This window comes from Streptomyces sp. NPDC090741, assembly GCF_044769045.1.
GTDB lineage: Bacteria > Actinomycetota > Actinomycetes > Streptomycetales > Streptomycetaceae > Streptomyces.
This window is the reverse complement of record NZ_JBIVXF010000002.1, coordinates 865,328-880,045: the sequence shown is the minus strand read 5'-3', so window position 1 is coordinate 880,045 and position 14,718 is coordinate 865,328. Positions and strand designations below refer to the sequence as shown.

General features: G+C 72.5%; 11 protein-coding genes and 3 pseudogenes. 8 read left to right on the top strand and 6 right to left on the bottom strand.

Annotated elements, in window-relative coordinates; translation table 11 throughout:
* The first annotated feature begins 43 nt into the window (after positions 1–43).
* Positions 44–1,247, top strand: a pseudogene (locus tag ACIQU4_RS09170) (erythromycin esterase family protein).
* Here the strand turns inward: ACIQU4_RS09170 and ACIQU4_RS09165 are convergent.
* Positions 1,244–2,200, bottom strand: coding sequence for a LysR family transcriptional regulator (locus ACIQU4_RS09165; RefSeq protein WP_403727559.1), 957 nt, complete (start codon positions 2,198–2,200; stop codon positions 1,244–1,246). The pseudogene ACIQU4_RS09170 and the gene ACIQU4_RS09165 overlap by 4 nt on opposite strands.
* A 141-nt stretch (positions 2,201–2,341) precedes the next feature.
* On the opposite strand from ACIQU4_RS09165, the gene ACIQU4_RS09160 reads away from it, so the two are divergent.
* Entirely contained in the window at positions 2,342–3,592 is a 1,251-nt protein-coding gene (locus ACIQU4_RS09160; protein WP_403727558.1) for an MFS transporter, read from the top strand.
* Positions 3,593–3,656: 64 nt separating this feature from the next.
* On the opposite strand, the gene ACIQU4_RS09155 is transcribed toward ACIQU4_RS09160, so the two are convergent.
* A complete protein-coding gene (locus ACIQU4_RS09155) occupies positions 3,657–5,885 on the bottom strand; it encodes an MMPL family transporter (RefSeq protein WP_403727557.1) in 2,229 nt (742 codons plus the stop codon).
* 270 nt (positions 5,886–6,155) lie between these two features.
* Here ACIQU4_RS09155 and ACIQU4_RS09150 point away from each other — a divergent pair, with 270 nt between their 5' ends.
* From ACIQU4_RS09150 to ACIQU4_RS09140, 3 genes and pseudogenes are all read left to right on the top strand, one after another.
* Positions 6,156–7,421 (top strand): sensor histidine kinase, encoded by a 1,266-nt coding sequence (locus ACIQU4_RS09150; protein ID WP_403727556.1) that lies wholly within the window; start codon positions 6,156–6,158, stop codon positions 7,419–7,421.
* Complete coding sequence (locus ACIQU4_RS09145) at positions 7,418–8,089, top strand: response regulator (RefSeq protein WP_403727554.1); 672 nt, start codon at positions 7,418–7,420, stop codon at positions 8,087–8,089. The genes ACIQU4_RS09150 and ACIQU4_RS09145 overlap by 4 nt, the downstream gene beginning before the upstream one ends.
* Before the next feature lie 6 nt (positions 8,090–8,095).
* Positions 8,096–8,827 (top strand): annotated as a pseudogene (locus tag ACIQU4_RS09140) (LD-carboxypeptidase); the annotation flags it as partial.
* 10 nt (positions 8,828–8,837) lie between these two features.
* On the opposite strand, the gene ACIQU4_RS09135 reads toward ACIQU4_RS09140, so the two are convergent.
* On the bottom strand, positions 8,838–9,242 hold the full coding sequence (locus tag ACIQU4_RS09135; protein WP_403727553.1) for a hypothetical protein: 405 nt from the start codon (positions 9,240–9,242) through the stop codon (positions 8,838–8,840).
* Between the two features lie 296 nt (positions 9,243–9,538).
* Here ACIQU4_RS09135 and ACIQU4_RS09130 point away from each other — a divergent pair, with 296 nt between their 5' ends.
* Positions 9,539–10,207 carry a DUF998 domain-containing protein gene (locus ACIQU4_RS09130; RefSeq protein WP_403727551.1) on the top strand — a complete coding sequence of 223 codons (669 nt, stop codon included), beginning with the start codon at positions 9,539–9,541 and terminating at the stop codon, positions 10,205–10,207.
* 13 nt (positions 10,208–10,220) lie between these two features.
* Here ACIQU4_RS09130 and ACIQU4_RS09125 read toward each other — a convergent pair whose 3' ends face one another.
* Entirely contained in the window at positions 10,221–11,915 is a 1,695-nt protein-coding gene (locus ACIQU4_RS09125; protein ID WP_403727550.1) for an MFS transporter, read from the bottom strand.
* A 145-nt stretch (positions 11,916–12,060) separates the two neighbouring features.
* Between ACIQU4_RS09125 and ACIQU4_RS09120 the strand changes: the two genes are divergently transcribed.
* Complete coding sequence (locus ACIQU4_RS09120) at positions 12,061–12,678, top strand: TOPRIM nucleotidyl transferase/hydrolase domain-containing protein (protein WP_403727549.1); 618 nt, start codon at positions 12,061–12,063, stop codon at positions 12,676–12,678.
* Between the two features lie 76 nt (positions 12,679–12,754).
* Here the strand turns inward: ACIQU4_RS09120 and ACIQU4_RS09115 are convergent, their stop codons facing one another.
* The gene (locus ACIQU4_RS09115; RefSeq protein WP_403727547.1) at positions 12,755–13,036 is read right to left on the bottom strand and encodes a hypothetical protein; all 282 of its coding nucleotides are present in this window, start codon (positions 13,034–13,036) and stop codon (positions 12,755–12,757) included.
* A gap of 129 nt (positions 13,037–13,165) precedes the next feature.
* Positions 13,166–13,432: pseudogene (locus tag ACIQU4_RS09110) on the bottom strand (MFS transporter); the annotation flags it as partial.
* A 199-nt stretch (positions 13,433–13,631) separates the two neighbouring features.
* On the opposite strand from ACIQU4_RS09110, the gene ACIQU4_RS09105 reads away from it, so the two are divergent.
* A complete protein-coding gene (locus ACIQU4_RS09105) occupies positions 13,632–14,717 on the top strand; it encodes a DUF5937 family protein (RefSeq protein WP_403727545.1) in 1,086 nt (361 codons plus the stop codon).
* Position 14,718: the final 1 nt, after the last annotated feature.

Genomic DNA, 14,718 nt, shown 5'->3' with positions numbered 1-14,718 from the left:
GCGGGAAGGTTTCAACCGAAGGTTCAAAGATACCGTTGAAGGCATGGCTACTGACATCAAGGACAGCGCCCGCGCCGTCGAGGCTGCGGCCGTCATGAGGCTGCTCCCGACCCGGCCCCGGCTGCTCGCCCTGGGCGAGCCCACCCACGGCGAGGACGCTCTGCTCGACCTGCGCAACGCGATCTTCCGACAGCTCGTCGAGCAGGAGGACTACCGGACCATCGCGATCGAGAGCGACTGTCTGACGGGCCTGGTCGTGGACGACTACGTCACCTCGGGCACGGGCACTCTCGACGAGGCCATGGAGCACGGCTTCAGCCACGGCTGGGGTACCTCCGCGGCCAACCGCGACCTCGTGCGCTGGATGCGCGACCACAACGACGGTCGGCCGGCGTCCGAGCGGCTCCGCTTCGCCGGCTTCGACGGCCCGCTGGAGATCACGGGCGCCGCGGGCCCACGGCAGCCCCTCACCGCGCTCCACGGCTACCTCTCGACCCGGGTGGACGCGGATCTGCTCCCCTGCACCGCGGAAACGCTCGACCGCTTGCTCGGCACCGACGACCGGTGGACCGATCCCGCCGCGATGATGGACCCGGCCCGGTCCGTGGGACAGTCGGCCGATGCCGGTCGGCTGCGGCTGCTCGCCGACGATCTGGTGGCGCTCCTCGAAGCGCAGACCCCGCACCTGCTCGCCGCCTCCTCGCGGGAGGACTGGGACCGGGCGCGCCTGTACGGGCGCACCGCGACCGGCCTGCTGCGCTACCACTACTGGACGGCCGACGACTCACCGGCCCGCATGGCGCGGCTGTGCGCGCTGCGGGATCTGATGATGGCCCACAACCTGCTCGCCGTCGCCGCCAGGGGCCCGGCACTCGTCCATGCCCACAACTCGCATCTCCAGCGGGAGAAGAGCGCGATGCAGATGTGGCAGGGGCCGGTGGAGTGGTGGAGCGCCGGTGCGCTGGTGAGCGCGCAGCTGGGCGAGGAGTACGCCTTCGTGGCCACGGCCCTCGGCACGATCCGGCACCAGGGAGTGGACACGCCGCCGCCGGACACCGTCGAGGGGATCCTGTACGCGCTCCCGGACGACCGCTGCGTCATCGACACCACGCGGCTGGCCAGCGCCCTCGGCGGCACGCGGCCCGTGCCCCGCGTGTCCCCCCTGGTTCGGCTACGCCCCCTTTGACCCGGCCCACTTGGCGGGCAGCGACGGCATGGTGTTCGTCAGGGACCTCCCGCAGCGCTAGGCCTGTCTTACGGATCGGGCCGGGCTCGCCCAGCTCGGTGACCAGGTCGCGGCGGCTTCGGGGCCCCCGGGGGTTGTGGCGGCGAGGTGGGCGCGGAGGGTGGCCAGGGCCGGGTGGGGGTTGTCGCGGTGCCAGAGGAGCGAGTGCGGGTAGACGGGTGTCGGGTCGGTCACCGGGATACGGCGCAGGCCGTGGCCGGCGGGCCAGACCAGGCGGGTGTGTCCGCCCATGAAGGTGGCCAGGGCCGGGGTGTCGGCGACGGTGTCGAGGAGTGCGTCGGAGCCGAAGTTGGGGCCGGTGGCCTCGATGGTGAGGCCGAACTCGGCGACGAGGTCGTCGTAGTACGCGGCCCACTCGGTACCGGGGACGATGCCGGGCATCCAGATCCGGTGCCCGGCGAGCCGGGCCAGGGGCACCGACCGGGCGCCCGCCAGCGCGTGGGCGGGGCCGATGAGGAGCTGGAGCGGCTCGTCGAGGACCCGGACGGATTCGATGTCGTCGGGAAGGGGGCGGCCGGGCGCGGCGACGGCGCGGAAGGACGCATCGATCTCACCCGAGCGGATGGCGGCGAGGGCCGTCTCGATCTGGAACAGCATGAGCACGTCCAGGTCGATGTCGGGGTGCGCGCGGTGGAAGCCGCGCATCAGGCCCGACGCGGCGCCGCGCGAGGCGATGATGTCGACGCGCAGCGGGCGGCGGGCGGTGTGCACGGACGCGACCGCGCGCTCGGCGACGCGCAGCAGCTCTCGTGCGTGGGACAGGAACGCCTGGCCGTCGATGGTGAGCTGGGCGCCGCGCGGAGTACGGGTGAACAGCCGCACGCCGAGGTCGCGCTCCAGCACGGCGATGCGCTTGGAGACGGCCTGCTGGGTGACCGCCAGCTCGGCGGCGGCCTCCTGGAACCGGCCCGTGTCGGCGGCGGCGACGAAGGTCCGGACGGTGTCGAGGTCCATGCCGACACCCTAGGCGTACAACCGTTGGTTGTGGCCGATGACGCCGCGGTTGTTTGATTCCTGGTCGTGGTGCTCGCTTTGATGATTCCGAACGCGGAATGGTTGTGCGGGTGGGCGGGTGGATGGCGAGGGGCGGCGGGCGTGAGGAACGGGCATCGGCTGGGGCGGCGGTTCGGGTGGCTCTGGGGAGCGTACGGGACCAGCGCCCTCGGCACGTGGCTCGCCTTCGGCGCCTTCCCGCTGATCGCGATCCAGGTGCTGCACGCCGGGCCGGCCGAGGTCGCCGCGCTCGCCTCCGTGGGGGCTGCGGTGGGCGCCGCCGTGGCGGTGCCGCTCGGCCCGTGGGTGGAGTTCCGCCGCAAGCGGCCGGTGCTGGTCGCGATGGACCTCGTACGGTTCGCGGCGCTGCTGACGATCCCCGCCGCGTTCGCGCTCGGCGTGCTCACGTTCCTTCAGCTCCTGCTGGTCTCGGTCGTCGTCGCGGCGGCCGACATCGCCTTCCGCAGCGCTTCGGGCGCTTACCTGAAGACGCTGCTGCCGGCCGAGGACCTGCTCGTCGCCCATGCCCGGTTCGAGTCCACGGCCTGGACGACCACGATCATCGGACCGCCGCTGGGCGGCGCGGCGATCGGACTCCTCGGTCCGGTGGTGACGGTGGTGGCCGATGCGGTCAGCTACCTGCTCTCGGCCCTGGGCATCCGCGCGATCGGCGGGCACGAGCCGCGGCCCGAGCGCCGGGAGGGCACGCGCATGCGGGCCGGGGACCTGCTCGACGGGTGGCGGTACATCCTCGCCGACAGGGTGCTGCGGCAGTTGTTCTTCAACACCGCCTTGTTCAACGGCCTGGTGATGGCCGCCCAGCCGCTGCTGGCCGTCCTGATGCTCGGCCGGCTCGGGTTCGCACCGTGGGAGTACGGCCTCGCCTTCGCCGCGCCCTCGGTCGGCGGGCTGCTCGGTGCGCGGCTGGCCCGGCCGCTCGTCATCCGGTTCGGACAGCACCGGGTCCTGGTCGCGGCCGGGACACTGCGCGCGCTCTGGCCCGTCGGCCTGGCCTTCCTGGGGCCGGGTGCGGGAGGGCTGCTGCTGGTGATGGGCGTCGAGCTCGGGCTCATCTTCTGCTGCGGGGTCTTCAACCCCGTCCACGCCACCTGCCGCCTCCGGCTCACCGCGCCCGACCGGGTCGCCCGTACGCTGTCCGCCTGGGCGGTGACGACCAAGGTCTCGACCGCGGTCCTGACCGCCGTCTGGGGCGTACTGGGCGGCCTGCTCGGCCCGCGCACGGCCATCGGCCTGGCCGGCGTACTCCTGCTGGCGACCCCCCTGCTGCTCCCCCGCCACGCGGCAGCCCCTGCCTCCGACCCGGAGCCGGAGCCGACGCCGAGCCGCGCCTGACGGGCCACGCCGGCCGTCACCGCGATCGGGCGGCGACGGCCCGTCGGACTGCTTGATCGCCCCTTCAGCCCACCGGAACGGGCCGCTCCTGGCCGTCGGCGCGCCCGGTCTGCCCGTGCCCGCCCGCGTGCCCGGCGGTGTGCTCGGTGCGCCGCGGCCGTACCGGCCACCAGATCGACCGGCCCAGCAGCGCGGCCAGCGCCGGAACCAGCACGATCGACAGGACGAACGCCGACAGCATGATCCCGAGCGCCGTCGCGAAGCCGATCTCCTGGGTGCCCGGATTCGGGTTGACGGCCAGGCTTCCGAACGAGGCGGCCAGGACCAGGCCCGCCGTCGCGATGGCCGGGGCGGTGTGCCGTACCGCCCGGGCCACGGCCGCCCGGGCCGGGCCGGGCTTCTCCATCTCCTCCCGTATCCGGTCGCTGATGAGGATGTTGTAGTCGGTGCCCAGGGCGACCACGAACAGGAACAGCACCAGCGGCAGCATGAAGTTCACCCCCGGCCGGTCCAGGAGGTTCTGGGAAACCAGCGCCGAGGCGCCGAGCGTCGCCGCGAAGCCCAGGCCGACGGAGATCATCAGGATCAGCGGTGCGAGCAGGCTCCGCAGGAGCAGGAGCAGGATCAGCGAGATCAGGCCCGCGGCCACCGGGAAGACCACCTTCAGGTCGCCGGAGACGGCGGACGAGATGTCGGCGAAGATCGCGGCCGTGCCGCCCACGTGCGCCTCCGTACCGTCGGGCCGGTGCGCGACCACCGCGTCCCGGACCGGTCCGGACACCAGGTCGCGGGCCCGCTGTCCCCGCGGATCGGCGGTCAGGAACAGGTCGATCCGCACCGCCCTGCCGTCCTCGCTCGGTACGGCCGGGGCGACCTGGCCGACACCGTCGACCGCTGCGAGCGCCTTGGACAGTCCGCCCAGCACTCGGGTGTCGAGCCTGCCGCCGTCGGAGGCGGTGACGAACACGGTGGTCGGGTCCGACACCCCGGCCGGCAGGGCGTGCGAGATCTCGGCCGCCGTGCGCGCCGCCGCCGTATCCCTGTCCCCCGAGCCGCCCTGTCCGTAGTCCGTGTGCATCCCTGCCAGGCCCGCCCCCAGCGCGCCGAGCAGCGCCAGTGAGGCGAGCGCCATGATCGCCGGACGCGTCGCCACCCGGCGGCCCATCCTCCCGGCCATCCCCTCCGGGGGCTCGCGGCGCAGGTCGCGCGAGGGCCAGAACATCTTCCGCCCGGTGACGGCCAGCAGCGCCGGCATCAGGGTGAGGCTGCCCAGCAGCATCACCAGTACGGACACGGCGATGGCCGGGCCGAGCACCCGGAACTGGCCGAAGGAGGCGACCCCGAGGGTGGAGAACGCGGCGACGATCGTCAGCGCCGCGGAGGTGATCGCCGTACCCACCCGGCCGGCTACCTCGGCGGCCGCGGCGCGCCCGGTCTGGTCGGGCCGGCTGCGCAGTTGTTCGCGGAAGCGGAACAGCAGGAAGAGGAAGTAGTCGATGCCGATCCCGATCAGCACCACGCTGATCAACTGCGGCGTGGAGGCGTCGAGTTGGACGCCGGTGAGCAGGGAGGACGCGACCACCACACCGGCGGCCGCGCCGCCGATCACCGACACCACGAGCAGCGGCAGCAGCGCCGCGAGGACGCTGCGGAACACCAGCACGTGCAGCAGCACGATCACCGCGAGCATGGCGCTGCCGACGACCGTCGAACGGGTCTTCTCGGCGTCGGCGGTGTCCACGCTGTCCGCGAGCCCGGCCGTGAACCCGGTCCGCAGCCCGGCCTCGGCGAACTCGGCCCGGGCCTGGTCCCGGAAGGCCCGGTACAGGTCCTGCATCCCGGGATCCAAGGGATTGCCGGTCAGTTCGACCGATAGCAGCCGGAAGGTCCGGTCGGGCGCCGTCATCGCCGGGCTGATCCGGGGGACCTGCGAACGGTCCTGCGTGAAGGGCGGCGTTTCCGCCGTCTTCGGCATCGCCACCTCGCGCCGGGCGAGCTTCGCGGCCTCGGCGTCGATCAGCCGCTCGTCGGACTCGGACAGCTTCGTCCCGTCCGCCCGGGCCACCAGCATGGTGAGCGGATTGGCGTCGGGCCTGACGCCGAAGTGCTCCTCGGCGACCTTCAGCGCGGCCGCCGAATCGTAGGTGGTGGGCAGGAACTCGCCCGTACTGGGCTGGGTGGTGCGGAAGACGAACGCCTGGCCGAGGATGGTCATGGCGATGCCCAGCACCGCCCAGAGAGCGATGACCTTCCAGGGACTTCGGGTGGCGAAGCCGGTCAGGGCGCGGATCACAGGGGCCTCCGTAACTCGATCGACCGGGGGGTTCCCGGACGTTGTCCAGCTCATCAGCGCCCGCGCCGGGAAACGTCCTGACCTGGGAGGAACCCGCACTCGGGACCAGGGTCCGGCGCACTGCCCGGACCAGGACCACGGTCCTGGTCCGTCCTCCGCCTTCGGGCTCAGGGCTGCCTCTCCCACCGCTGCGAGAATGGATCCCGTACGCGAACTGCGGCGCTCCGGTCGGGATCCGGCGGGCCGGTGGCGGAGGGGGACCGGCAAGCAATGCCGATACGGATTCAGGACCGGGCCGAGGAGACGGGCGGGGGCGGAGCCGGGGTCGCGGGCGGCTTCGGCGAGAGCGGCCGGGGCAAGGCGCGCGGGCCGGTCTTCGACTGGAGCCGCAATGACGCGCTCGTGGCCATCGGGGCGGCCGTGAACGACCTGATCGGCTATTCGCTCGGCGCCGCGGACGACGGCCGGCCCCTCAGCGTGTGGGCTCTCGTCCTCGTGGTCCTGGCCGCACCCTGTCTGCTGGCCCGTCGGACCCGGCCGGTGACCGTGCTCTGCGCCGTCCTCGCCCTCGGCGCGGCGCTGAACCTGACCACGCCGCAGGGCCCGCACTTCTCCGCCGCCTACATGGTCGCGCTGTACACCGTGACCCGCCTGCGCAGCACGGCGGTCACGGCGGCGGCCGCCGTGGCGACCGTGCCGGTGACGATGATCAGCGGGGGCTACGGTGACTCGTCCGTCCTGACGGGCCTGCTCGGCAACACGGTCGCGGTGGTGCTCGTCGTCGGCACCGGACTGGTGGTGCGGCACTGGCAGCAGGAGGCCGAGGCCAGGCGCACCCTGCTGGCCGACCGGGCGGTGGCCGAGGAACGCCGCCGGATCGCCCGCGAGTTGCACGACATCGTCGCGCACCACATCACCACCATGCAGCTGATGGCCGGCGGCGCCCGGGCCAACCTGGCGCACGACCCGGGCGCGGCCCGCGAGGCGCTGGTCACCCTGGAGGACTCCGGGCGGATGGCGCTGCGGGAGATGCGGCAACTCCTCGACGTCCTGCGGGCCGGAGAGGAACCGGAGCAGGTCCCGCCGGCGCCGCAGCCCGGGACCGGGGACCTCGGCCGGATCATCACCGAGTCCCGGCTGGCGGGTACGCCCACCGAGTTCACCGTACGGGGGACGGCCCGCCCGCTGCCGCCGACCGTCGGTCTGACGGTGTTCCGGATCGTCCAGGAGGCACTGACCAACGCCCGCAAGCACGCCGTCGGTGCGCGGGCCCACGTACGGCTGACCTACGGTCCGGACGGCGTCGAGGTGGAGATCCGGGACGAGGGCGCGGGCGGCGCCAGGGCGGGGGCTTCGCGGCCGGGGGCTTCGCGGCCCGGCGCCGGCAGCGGGTACGGTCTGATCGGAATGCGGGAACGCGTCGCACTGCAAGGCGGCACCCTGGAGGCCGGCTCGTGCGACGGCGGCGGATTCAGGGTGGCGGCCAGGCTCCCGGCAGGCGACCCGGGGGGACAGCGAGAGGACCGACGCGGATGATCCGTGTGCTCATAGCCGACGACCAGCCGCTGGTACGGCGGGGCCTGGCGCTGATCCTGGCGCCCGACCCGGCGTTCGAGGTGGTGGGCGAGGCCGAGGACGGCGCCCGGGCCGTCGCCCTGGCCCACGAGCTGCGGCCCGACGTGGTCGTCATGGACATCCGGATGCCGGTCCTCGACGGCGTCCAGGCCACCGGGGAGCTGGCGCGGACGCTGCCGGAATCCCGCGTTCTGGCTCTCAGTACCTTCGACATGGACGAGTACGTGGTCGCCGCACTGCGCGCGGGCGCGTACGGCTTCCTCCCCAAGGACGTCTCCCCGGAGGAGCTCATCGCAGCGATCCACACCGTCCACACCGGCGAGGCCGCCGTCGCTCCCCGACTGCTCACCCGGCTGATCTCCACCTATGTACGGGCCTCCTCCCCCGCCCGGCCGCGCCCGGCGGCGACGGCCCCGGCCGGCCTCACACCGCGCGAGCTGGAGATCTGGCAGCTGCTGGCGACCGGGTTCGACAACGCGGAGATCGCCGGGGACCTGGAGATCAGCGTCTCCACGGTCAAGAACCACATCACCGGCATCTTCACGAAGCTGGGCGTCCGCGACCGCGCCCAGGCGGTCATCGCGGCATACGAATCGGGCCTGGTGGCGGCGGGGTACGGGAGCGGTTGACCAAAGCCCAAGCCGTTCTTCGGCTACAGCGACAACACCAACCTGCTGCTGTTCCTGCGGAACGCGGGCATCGTCGGATACCACGGCGGCTCGGTGATGGTCGAGCTCGGACGCCCCGGCGCGCTGCACCCGCTGACCGCGGATTCCCTCAGGGCGGCGTTGTTCACCTCAGGAGCGTACGAACTCACCCCGGCCGACGCCTTCGGCGACGTCAACCGGCCTTGGGAGGACCCGCGTACCTTCGAGTCCGAACCCGAGACGGAACCCGCCGGCGGCTGGATCTGGCACAACGGTGACCACGTCGTCGAAGGGATCGGCTGGGGCGGCAACCTGGAGATCATCTCCTGGCTGCTGATGGCCGACCGCGCCGTACTGCCGGTCGGCGCCTACGCCGGCAACGTGCTCTTCCTGGAGACGTCCGAAGACATGCCGCACGCCGAAGAGGTCTACCGGATCCTGCGGAACATGGGCGAACGCGGGCTGCTCCAGCAGTTCCCCGCACTCCTGATGGGCAGGGCCAAGGCCTGGTCGTTCGAGAACCCGCTGGGCCCCACGGAGAGGGCCCGCTACCGCCGGCACCAGCGCGAGGCCGTGCTGCGAGCCCTCCAGCAGTACGCCCCCGACACCATGGCGGTGTTCGACGTCGACCTCGGCCACACCGATCCCCAACTCGTGGTCCCCGTCGGGGGCCGCATACGGGTGGACGGCCGGGCGCGCCGGATCAGCGTCACCTACTGAGCTTGAGGCGCTACTTGTTGAGGCAGTTCTGGCGGAACGCTTCGTCGTACGCGGTGTCGTAGCCGACCGCGTAGCCGTTCTGGTACGCGAGGATCAGCGCGTCGGGCTGTTTCGGCGGGATCAGGCGGGCGTGGGTGCGTGCGGTCACGCAGGCCTTGCCCTCGTCGCGCCCCCAGGTCTCGCCTGCGGCCTGGCCGGCGGCCGCCATGCTCTGCTGGGTCTGCTGCGGCGGCTTGGGCGCCTGCGGCTTGTTCATCGCGTCGCACGCGGCCTTGTTGGCGGCTGCGGACTTGGCGTACGCCTGGTTGTAGCCGTACGTGTAGCCCTGAGCGCCCGCCGTCGGAAGTGGCGGGTCATGGTCAGCCTCCCGGACGGGTGGCCCGGCCCCGGGCGGTCTACCGGGCGCGCGGCCCACGGGCGAAATCCGTGTCGCCCCGTAGGCCGTGCCGTCAAAGTCCCGTCTGGGCTGGTCCCTCGCCGGGCCCCTACACGGGCGGCCGACACAGCCTGGGGTGAGCGCAGGACGTACATCCCCACTGTATTCCCCGCCTCCGTGACGCGCCTGTCCAGCGCCCGTCCGCCCAAGTGGCGACTCGCCGCGCAGGCATCAGCCTGCGCCAGACCGGGGCGGGACATACTGGCGCTGCGCGGTCGTACCTCCTGTCGTGGCCGCGACGGCTTTCAACGACTCGCCCGACAGCAAGTGGCGGCATGCGCGAACTCACCTTCACGGCTTCGAGGAGTCTCGCGGCCGGAGGCCTCCTGTGGGCTTCGTTGGCCCAGATCTTCGTGGTGAACAACGCCGTCGTCCTGCCGCGTGCTTCGAGTCAGAACCTGGCGGAGCACATCATCTCGGCGCTCGGCGATACCCGATGCGGTCTCATCGGGGGGTTCCGCTTCTGCTCTCCCTGGCACGAGGCCGCCGACGTCGCCTGGATCGTGGGAGGGGTCTGCCTCATCCTGGGCGCGCTGCTCAACGCAGTGGTCTTCCCGCCGGACCGTCTCCGGAACCTGGCGTTCGGCGTATTGGCCGTCAGCGGAGTGGGACTCGTGTCGACCGGCTTCAATCCCTACAACCTCCGTCCGGCCGTACATCTGCTGTCCGCCGGAACCTGCTTCTTCTGCGGGGCCGTGGGCGTACTGCTGCTGGGAGGCATGCTCCGGCAGGCGGACCGGCCGTACTGGGGCGCGGCGGGCATCCTGTGCGGAGTCACGTCCATCATCTCGGCCACGCTCACGGCGCTCAGACCGGATCCCTACGTCCAAGGTCTGTTCGAGCGGATCGCCGCGTGGCCCAGCGTCGTGTGGGTCATCTGCTTCGGGGCGTACATCGCCTTCTCCACGCGGCGTTCGTACCGCAGCCGCAGCCGCGGCCGATGACGGGGCGGAGTGCTCAGGGGCGCGTCCGCTCCTGCGTGGCCCCTTCCGTCTCCGTGTTCTCGCCCGTCACCCGTGTCCCCGGGTGCAGCAAGGTGCACAGGCACGCCAGCCCCAGCGCGACGGCCATCCCGTAGAACACCCACTGGTTGGCCTCGGCGAAGTCCATGTGGATGGCCTGGAAGGAGCTCCGCATCAGCGTGGCGGTCGGTCCGCCGTCGGTGGGCGCGCGGTCGTCCGGGTGGCCGATGACCGCTTCGGCGATACCGTGGGCCGCACCCTGGACCTCCCCCTCCGGCAGGCCCTTCGCGGCGAGTGTCTCCGCGACCCGGCTGGTGGTGACATGGGTGAGGAGCGTGCCGAACACCGCCATGCCCACGGCTCCCGCGTAGTTGCGTACGGTCTGGGTGATGCCGGTGACCTCGCCGTACGAGGCGTCGATCGCCCGGTTCACGGCGTCGGTGGAGGCCGGGGAGAGCGCGAGGCCCATGCCGGCTCCGGCGAGGCAGGCGTAGGGCCACTGGTCGTGGGCCGACAGGTCCGTCAGTTTCCACGCCCACAGGGCGAATCCCGCGCAGGCGAGCGCTGTGCCCAGCTTCATCGTGGGCCGGGCACCGTGCTTGTCTAGGATCCGGCCGCCCCACTGGGCGGAGAGGCCGTAGCCGGCGAAGAAGTACAGCACGTAGAGCGCGGCCTGGTGGGGCGATGAGCTGAGCGAGATCTGCGCGTACACCGACGCGAAGAACAACACGGGGATGAACGCCAGCATCGAGAAGAAGAGCACCAGGGCGTCGGCGGTGAACGCCCGGTCGCGGAAGACGCGCAGCTTGATGAGCGGCTCATCGGTGCGCAGTTCGTACCAGCAGAAGAGCCCGAGGACGAGGAGCCCGCCGATCACGCACGCCCAGGTGGCGAGGCTGCTCCAGCCCCAGGTGGCCGACTGCTGGATCCCGAAGACGTTCAGTGCCATACCGGTGGCGACGAGTACGGCGCCCGGCGCGTCGAGACGTTCGCGCCGCCGGGCGTCGGGAATGCGGGCGAGGGCGGTCAGGACGAGCGCGAGGACGGCCACGGGGACGTTGATCCAGAAGACGGCCCGCCAGGTCCACGAGGTCAGCCAGCCGCCGAGCAGCGGTCCGATGGCGGTGAGCGCGCCCGCGAGGACGAAGAACAGGGCCAGCACCCGGCCGCGTCTGCCGACGGGGACGACGCCGACGACCACGGCGATGGCGGCGGGGAAGACCAGCGCCGCACCCACACCCTGGGTGGCACGGAAGATGACGAGCCAGCTCTGGGCGAAGTCTCCGGACGGCACCGAGCCGCACAGCACGGAGGAGATGACGAAGACGAGGGTGCCCGCCACCACCATCCGGCGGTGCCCGAGGACATCGGCGAGGCGCCCGCCGAGCGCGAAGAACGCGGCGAGCGCGAGCAGATACGCGTTGACCACGCGTTGCAGTCCGGAGGACGAGAGGCCGAGTTCCTCGACGATGCTGGGGGCGGCGATGCTGACGATCGTCTGGTCGATGAAGACCATCGCCACCGCGAAGAGCATGGCCGCGAGCGCGACGGTCTGCTTCGGCGCCTCGCCTCGGCGGCCGGACTCCCCCGGCGGGGTTCCGTTCGGCCCACCGGTTTCGGCCGGAGCACCGTAGCAGGACTCCCCGTAGGACTCCCCGGCAGCGCTCCGTCTGTCCTGCACAATCCTCATCCTCCCTGCCGGAGATCCGTTCCGCACGCCGGTACGGCCGCGATCTGCGGGCCGGGGCGGGGCGGGGCGGCGCTCTGACGTCTCAGCAGGCGCCCTGGTCCGTAATTCCGAGCCGTGCCGGTCTCCGGAAGTGCAGACTCCCTCCATGGTGGACATGTGGGCGTTCCGGGAGGCGGTCGGCCGCTGGGCGGCCGGTGGGCCCGGCGGACCGGCGGGTGAGCTGGCAGTGCGGCTGGGGTTGCGGACGGCGGTGCTGCTGGAAGGGCTGAGTGACCTGGCGGCGATCGAGGCGCTCGCAGCACGGCGTGGCCGGGACCTGGCCGCCGAAGGGGTGTGCGTCGTGTCGATGGGCGGGGCGATGAACGTCGGCCGCTACGCCGGCCTTCTCGGGCCGCCCGGACTCGGCCTGCGCCTGACAGGGCTGTGCGACGAGAGGGAACAGCCGTACTACGAACGCGGCCTGAAGCGGGCCGGGGCGAACGGCGCGGGATTCTTCGTGTGCGCGGCGGACCTGGAGGACGAGCTCATCCGCGCGCTCGGCACGGGGACGGTCGAGGAGATCATCCGGGTCGAGGGCGACCTGCGTGCCTGGCAGACCTTCCTGCGCCAGCCCGCACACGACGGTCGGCCCCGGCAGCGGCAGTTGCGGCGCTTCCTCGGCACGAAGAAGGGCCGCAAGATCCGCTACGGCCGTCTCCTGGTGGAGGCCCTCGACCCCGGACGGGTGCCGGCCCCGCTCGAGGACCTCCTCACGAGCCTGTGACCGACGCACAGAAGCACGGCCGTCACCCGCCGGTTCGGGCATCGCTCCACCGCGTCGGCCTTCGCATCGACCGCGTCTACTCGGGGGCCACCCGACAGGCGGTCACCGCGGTCCCGTTGGTCACGCCGCCCGCGGTCAGACCCGTCACACAGTGCTGCTGGTCTCCGGTCAGTCCGACGTAACAGGCCATCCGGACGGAGTCCGTGGCCTCGCCACCGTGAAGCTCCCGCTCCACCTGGTTGATGCAGGCCGTGACGTCCGCCGGGGCGGCCCCGGCGGCCGGGGCCGTGAAGGCCACACCACCGACCGCGAGGGTCAGGCCGGTGAGGACGCTTGCTATACGGGTCGACGCGCGCATGGGACGCACCTGCTCTCCGGGGTCGTCGCGCGGCCCGGGACCGGTTGGTGTCGGATCCGCGCAGGAACGGCGCCGAGCACACGCGGCCGGGCCTGCGGCCCGAGGAGCCGGGCTCCGCAGCGGACCCGCTCAGCATGGCTTCCGTTCCCTCCCCCTCCCATCGACGCTAGAGCAGCTCCCCGCCACCCGCACCCGCTGAGGTCGTGGGAAGGGAACGGAAGTCGCGGGGGCGACGGCCGAGGCGGAGAGGAGGGTTGCCGTGGCGAGGGTGCCCCAGAAGGCGGCCGGGCCGTGGGGAGCGAGGGCGGTGATGGCCGCCGGGGAGACGGCGAGGCCGAAGCCCGTGGAGAGCTCGGAGCGGGCGAGGGTGCGTCCCAGGACGTGGGGCGGGGCGAGGGGCGGTGCCGAGCGCGTCCACGGGCAGGGCGACGGCATGGCGGGGGTCTGCGGAGGCGCGGACGAGGGCGCGGGGACGGATCTTGGTGAGGGTTGCCATGGCGTCAACCGTGCGTGCGGCCACCTGGCCGACCGCGTCGGTTGACGGACACCGTCAAGCGACGTCGTCGGCGGCCTCCCGGTCAGCGATGCTGAGGGGATGACGTTGAGGATCGACATCGGCGGGCTGCCGTCCGAGCGGCTGCGGTTCGCCGCCTCCCCGCTGGCCGAGCTGACCGCGATGCTGCACGTACTGGCCGAACCCGGGCATCATCCGCAGCTCGCCGGCTGGGCCGCGGGTGTCTGGGCCGGGCTGCGGCCGGAGCTGGCCGAGCGGTTGCGGGAGGCGGAGTTCCTCTGGCGTTCCTCACAGGCCGACTTCCTGCTCCCCGCCCGCCCTCGGCCGACCCTCGCCGAGGAGTTGGACGACGTGGACCGGATCGACGACGAGACGTACGTGACCGCCGCGCTCGTCACCACCTGTGGCGGCAACCGGGTCCACTTCGCCACGCCGTCACCGCTCACCGACGCGACCGCGCGCGAGCGTGCCCTTGAGCTGGCCCAGGCGCGCGGCGCACGGCAAGAGGCCTTCGCCGAACGGCTGCTGGCGGACCCGGCCGCCGTACGGGCGCGGGTGCGGCGCACCCTCGAACAGTGCGCCGAGGCCTTCTTCGATGCCGCCTGGACGGACGCCGCCGTACGGCTCGCCACCGATCTGCGCCTGAAGAACGACCTGCTGAAGCACCAGGGTGTCGCGGCGGCACTCACGTCGGTCTCCGGCTCCGTCACCCTGGCACCAGACGGCGACTGCATCATCGTGGACAAGCTGCAGGACAAGGCGACCGCCGCCCACGGCACCGGGGTCACCTTCATCCCGAGCGTCTTCGCCAGCCCGCACCTGGTGGTGGTCCATGCGCCCGGGTGGCAGCCGGTGGTGCAGTACCCCGTGGCCGAGCCGGGTCCGTCGGGGCCCGTATCGCTGGAGACGGTCACGCTACGGCTGGAGGCGCTGGCACATCCGGTGCGGCTGCGGCTGCTGCGTACGCTGGCCCGCGGCCCGCACACCAACGGCGAGCTGGCCCACGCCTGGGAGCTTTCGCCCCCGGAGGTCTCCCGGCACCTCGCCGTCCTGCGCGGCGCGGGGCTGCTCACGGCCCGGCGGCACGGTCGTTACGTCCGCTACACCCTCAATCTGCCCGACGTGACGGCGCTGGGTACCGACCTGCTGGCGGCCGTACTGCGCTGAG

Bases quoted from the DNA above. Each gene is read 5' to 3' on its own strand.
- ACIQU4_RS09165 (WP_403727559.1), bottom strand. From the start codon at position 2,200: ATGGACCTCGACACCGTCCGGACCTTCGTCGCCGCCGCCGACACGGGC.
- ACIQU4_RS09150 (WP_403727556.1), top strand. From the start codon at position 6,156: ATGCCGATACGGATTCAGGACCGGGCCGAGGAGACGGGCGGGGGCGGA.
- ACIQU4_RS09145 (WP_403727554.1), top strand. From the start codon at position 7,418: ATGATCCGTGTGCTCATAGCCGACGACCAGCCGCTGGTACGGCGGGGC.
- ACIQU4_RS09130 (WP_403727551.1), top strand. From the start codon at position 9,539: ATGCGCGAACTCACCTTCACGGCTTCGAGGAGTCTCGCGGCCGGAGGC.
- ACIQU4_RS09125 (WP_403727550.1), bottom strand. From the start codon at position 11,915: ATGAGGATTGTGCAGGACAGACGGAGCGCTGCCGGGGAGTCCTACGGG.
- ACIQU4_RS09120 (WP_403727549.1), top strand. From the start codon at position 12,061: ATGGTGGACATGTGGGCGTTCCGGGAGGCGGTCGGCCGCTGGGCGGCC.
- ACIQU4_RS09115 (WP_403727547.1), bottom strand. From the start codon at position 13,036: ATGCGCGCGTCGACCCGTATAGCAAGCGTCCTCACCGGCCTGACCCTC.
- ACIQU4_RS09105 (WP_403727545.1), top strand. From the start codon at position 13,632: ATGACGTTGAGGATCGACATCGGCGGGCTGCCGTCCGAGCGGCTGCGG.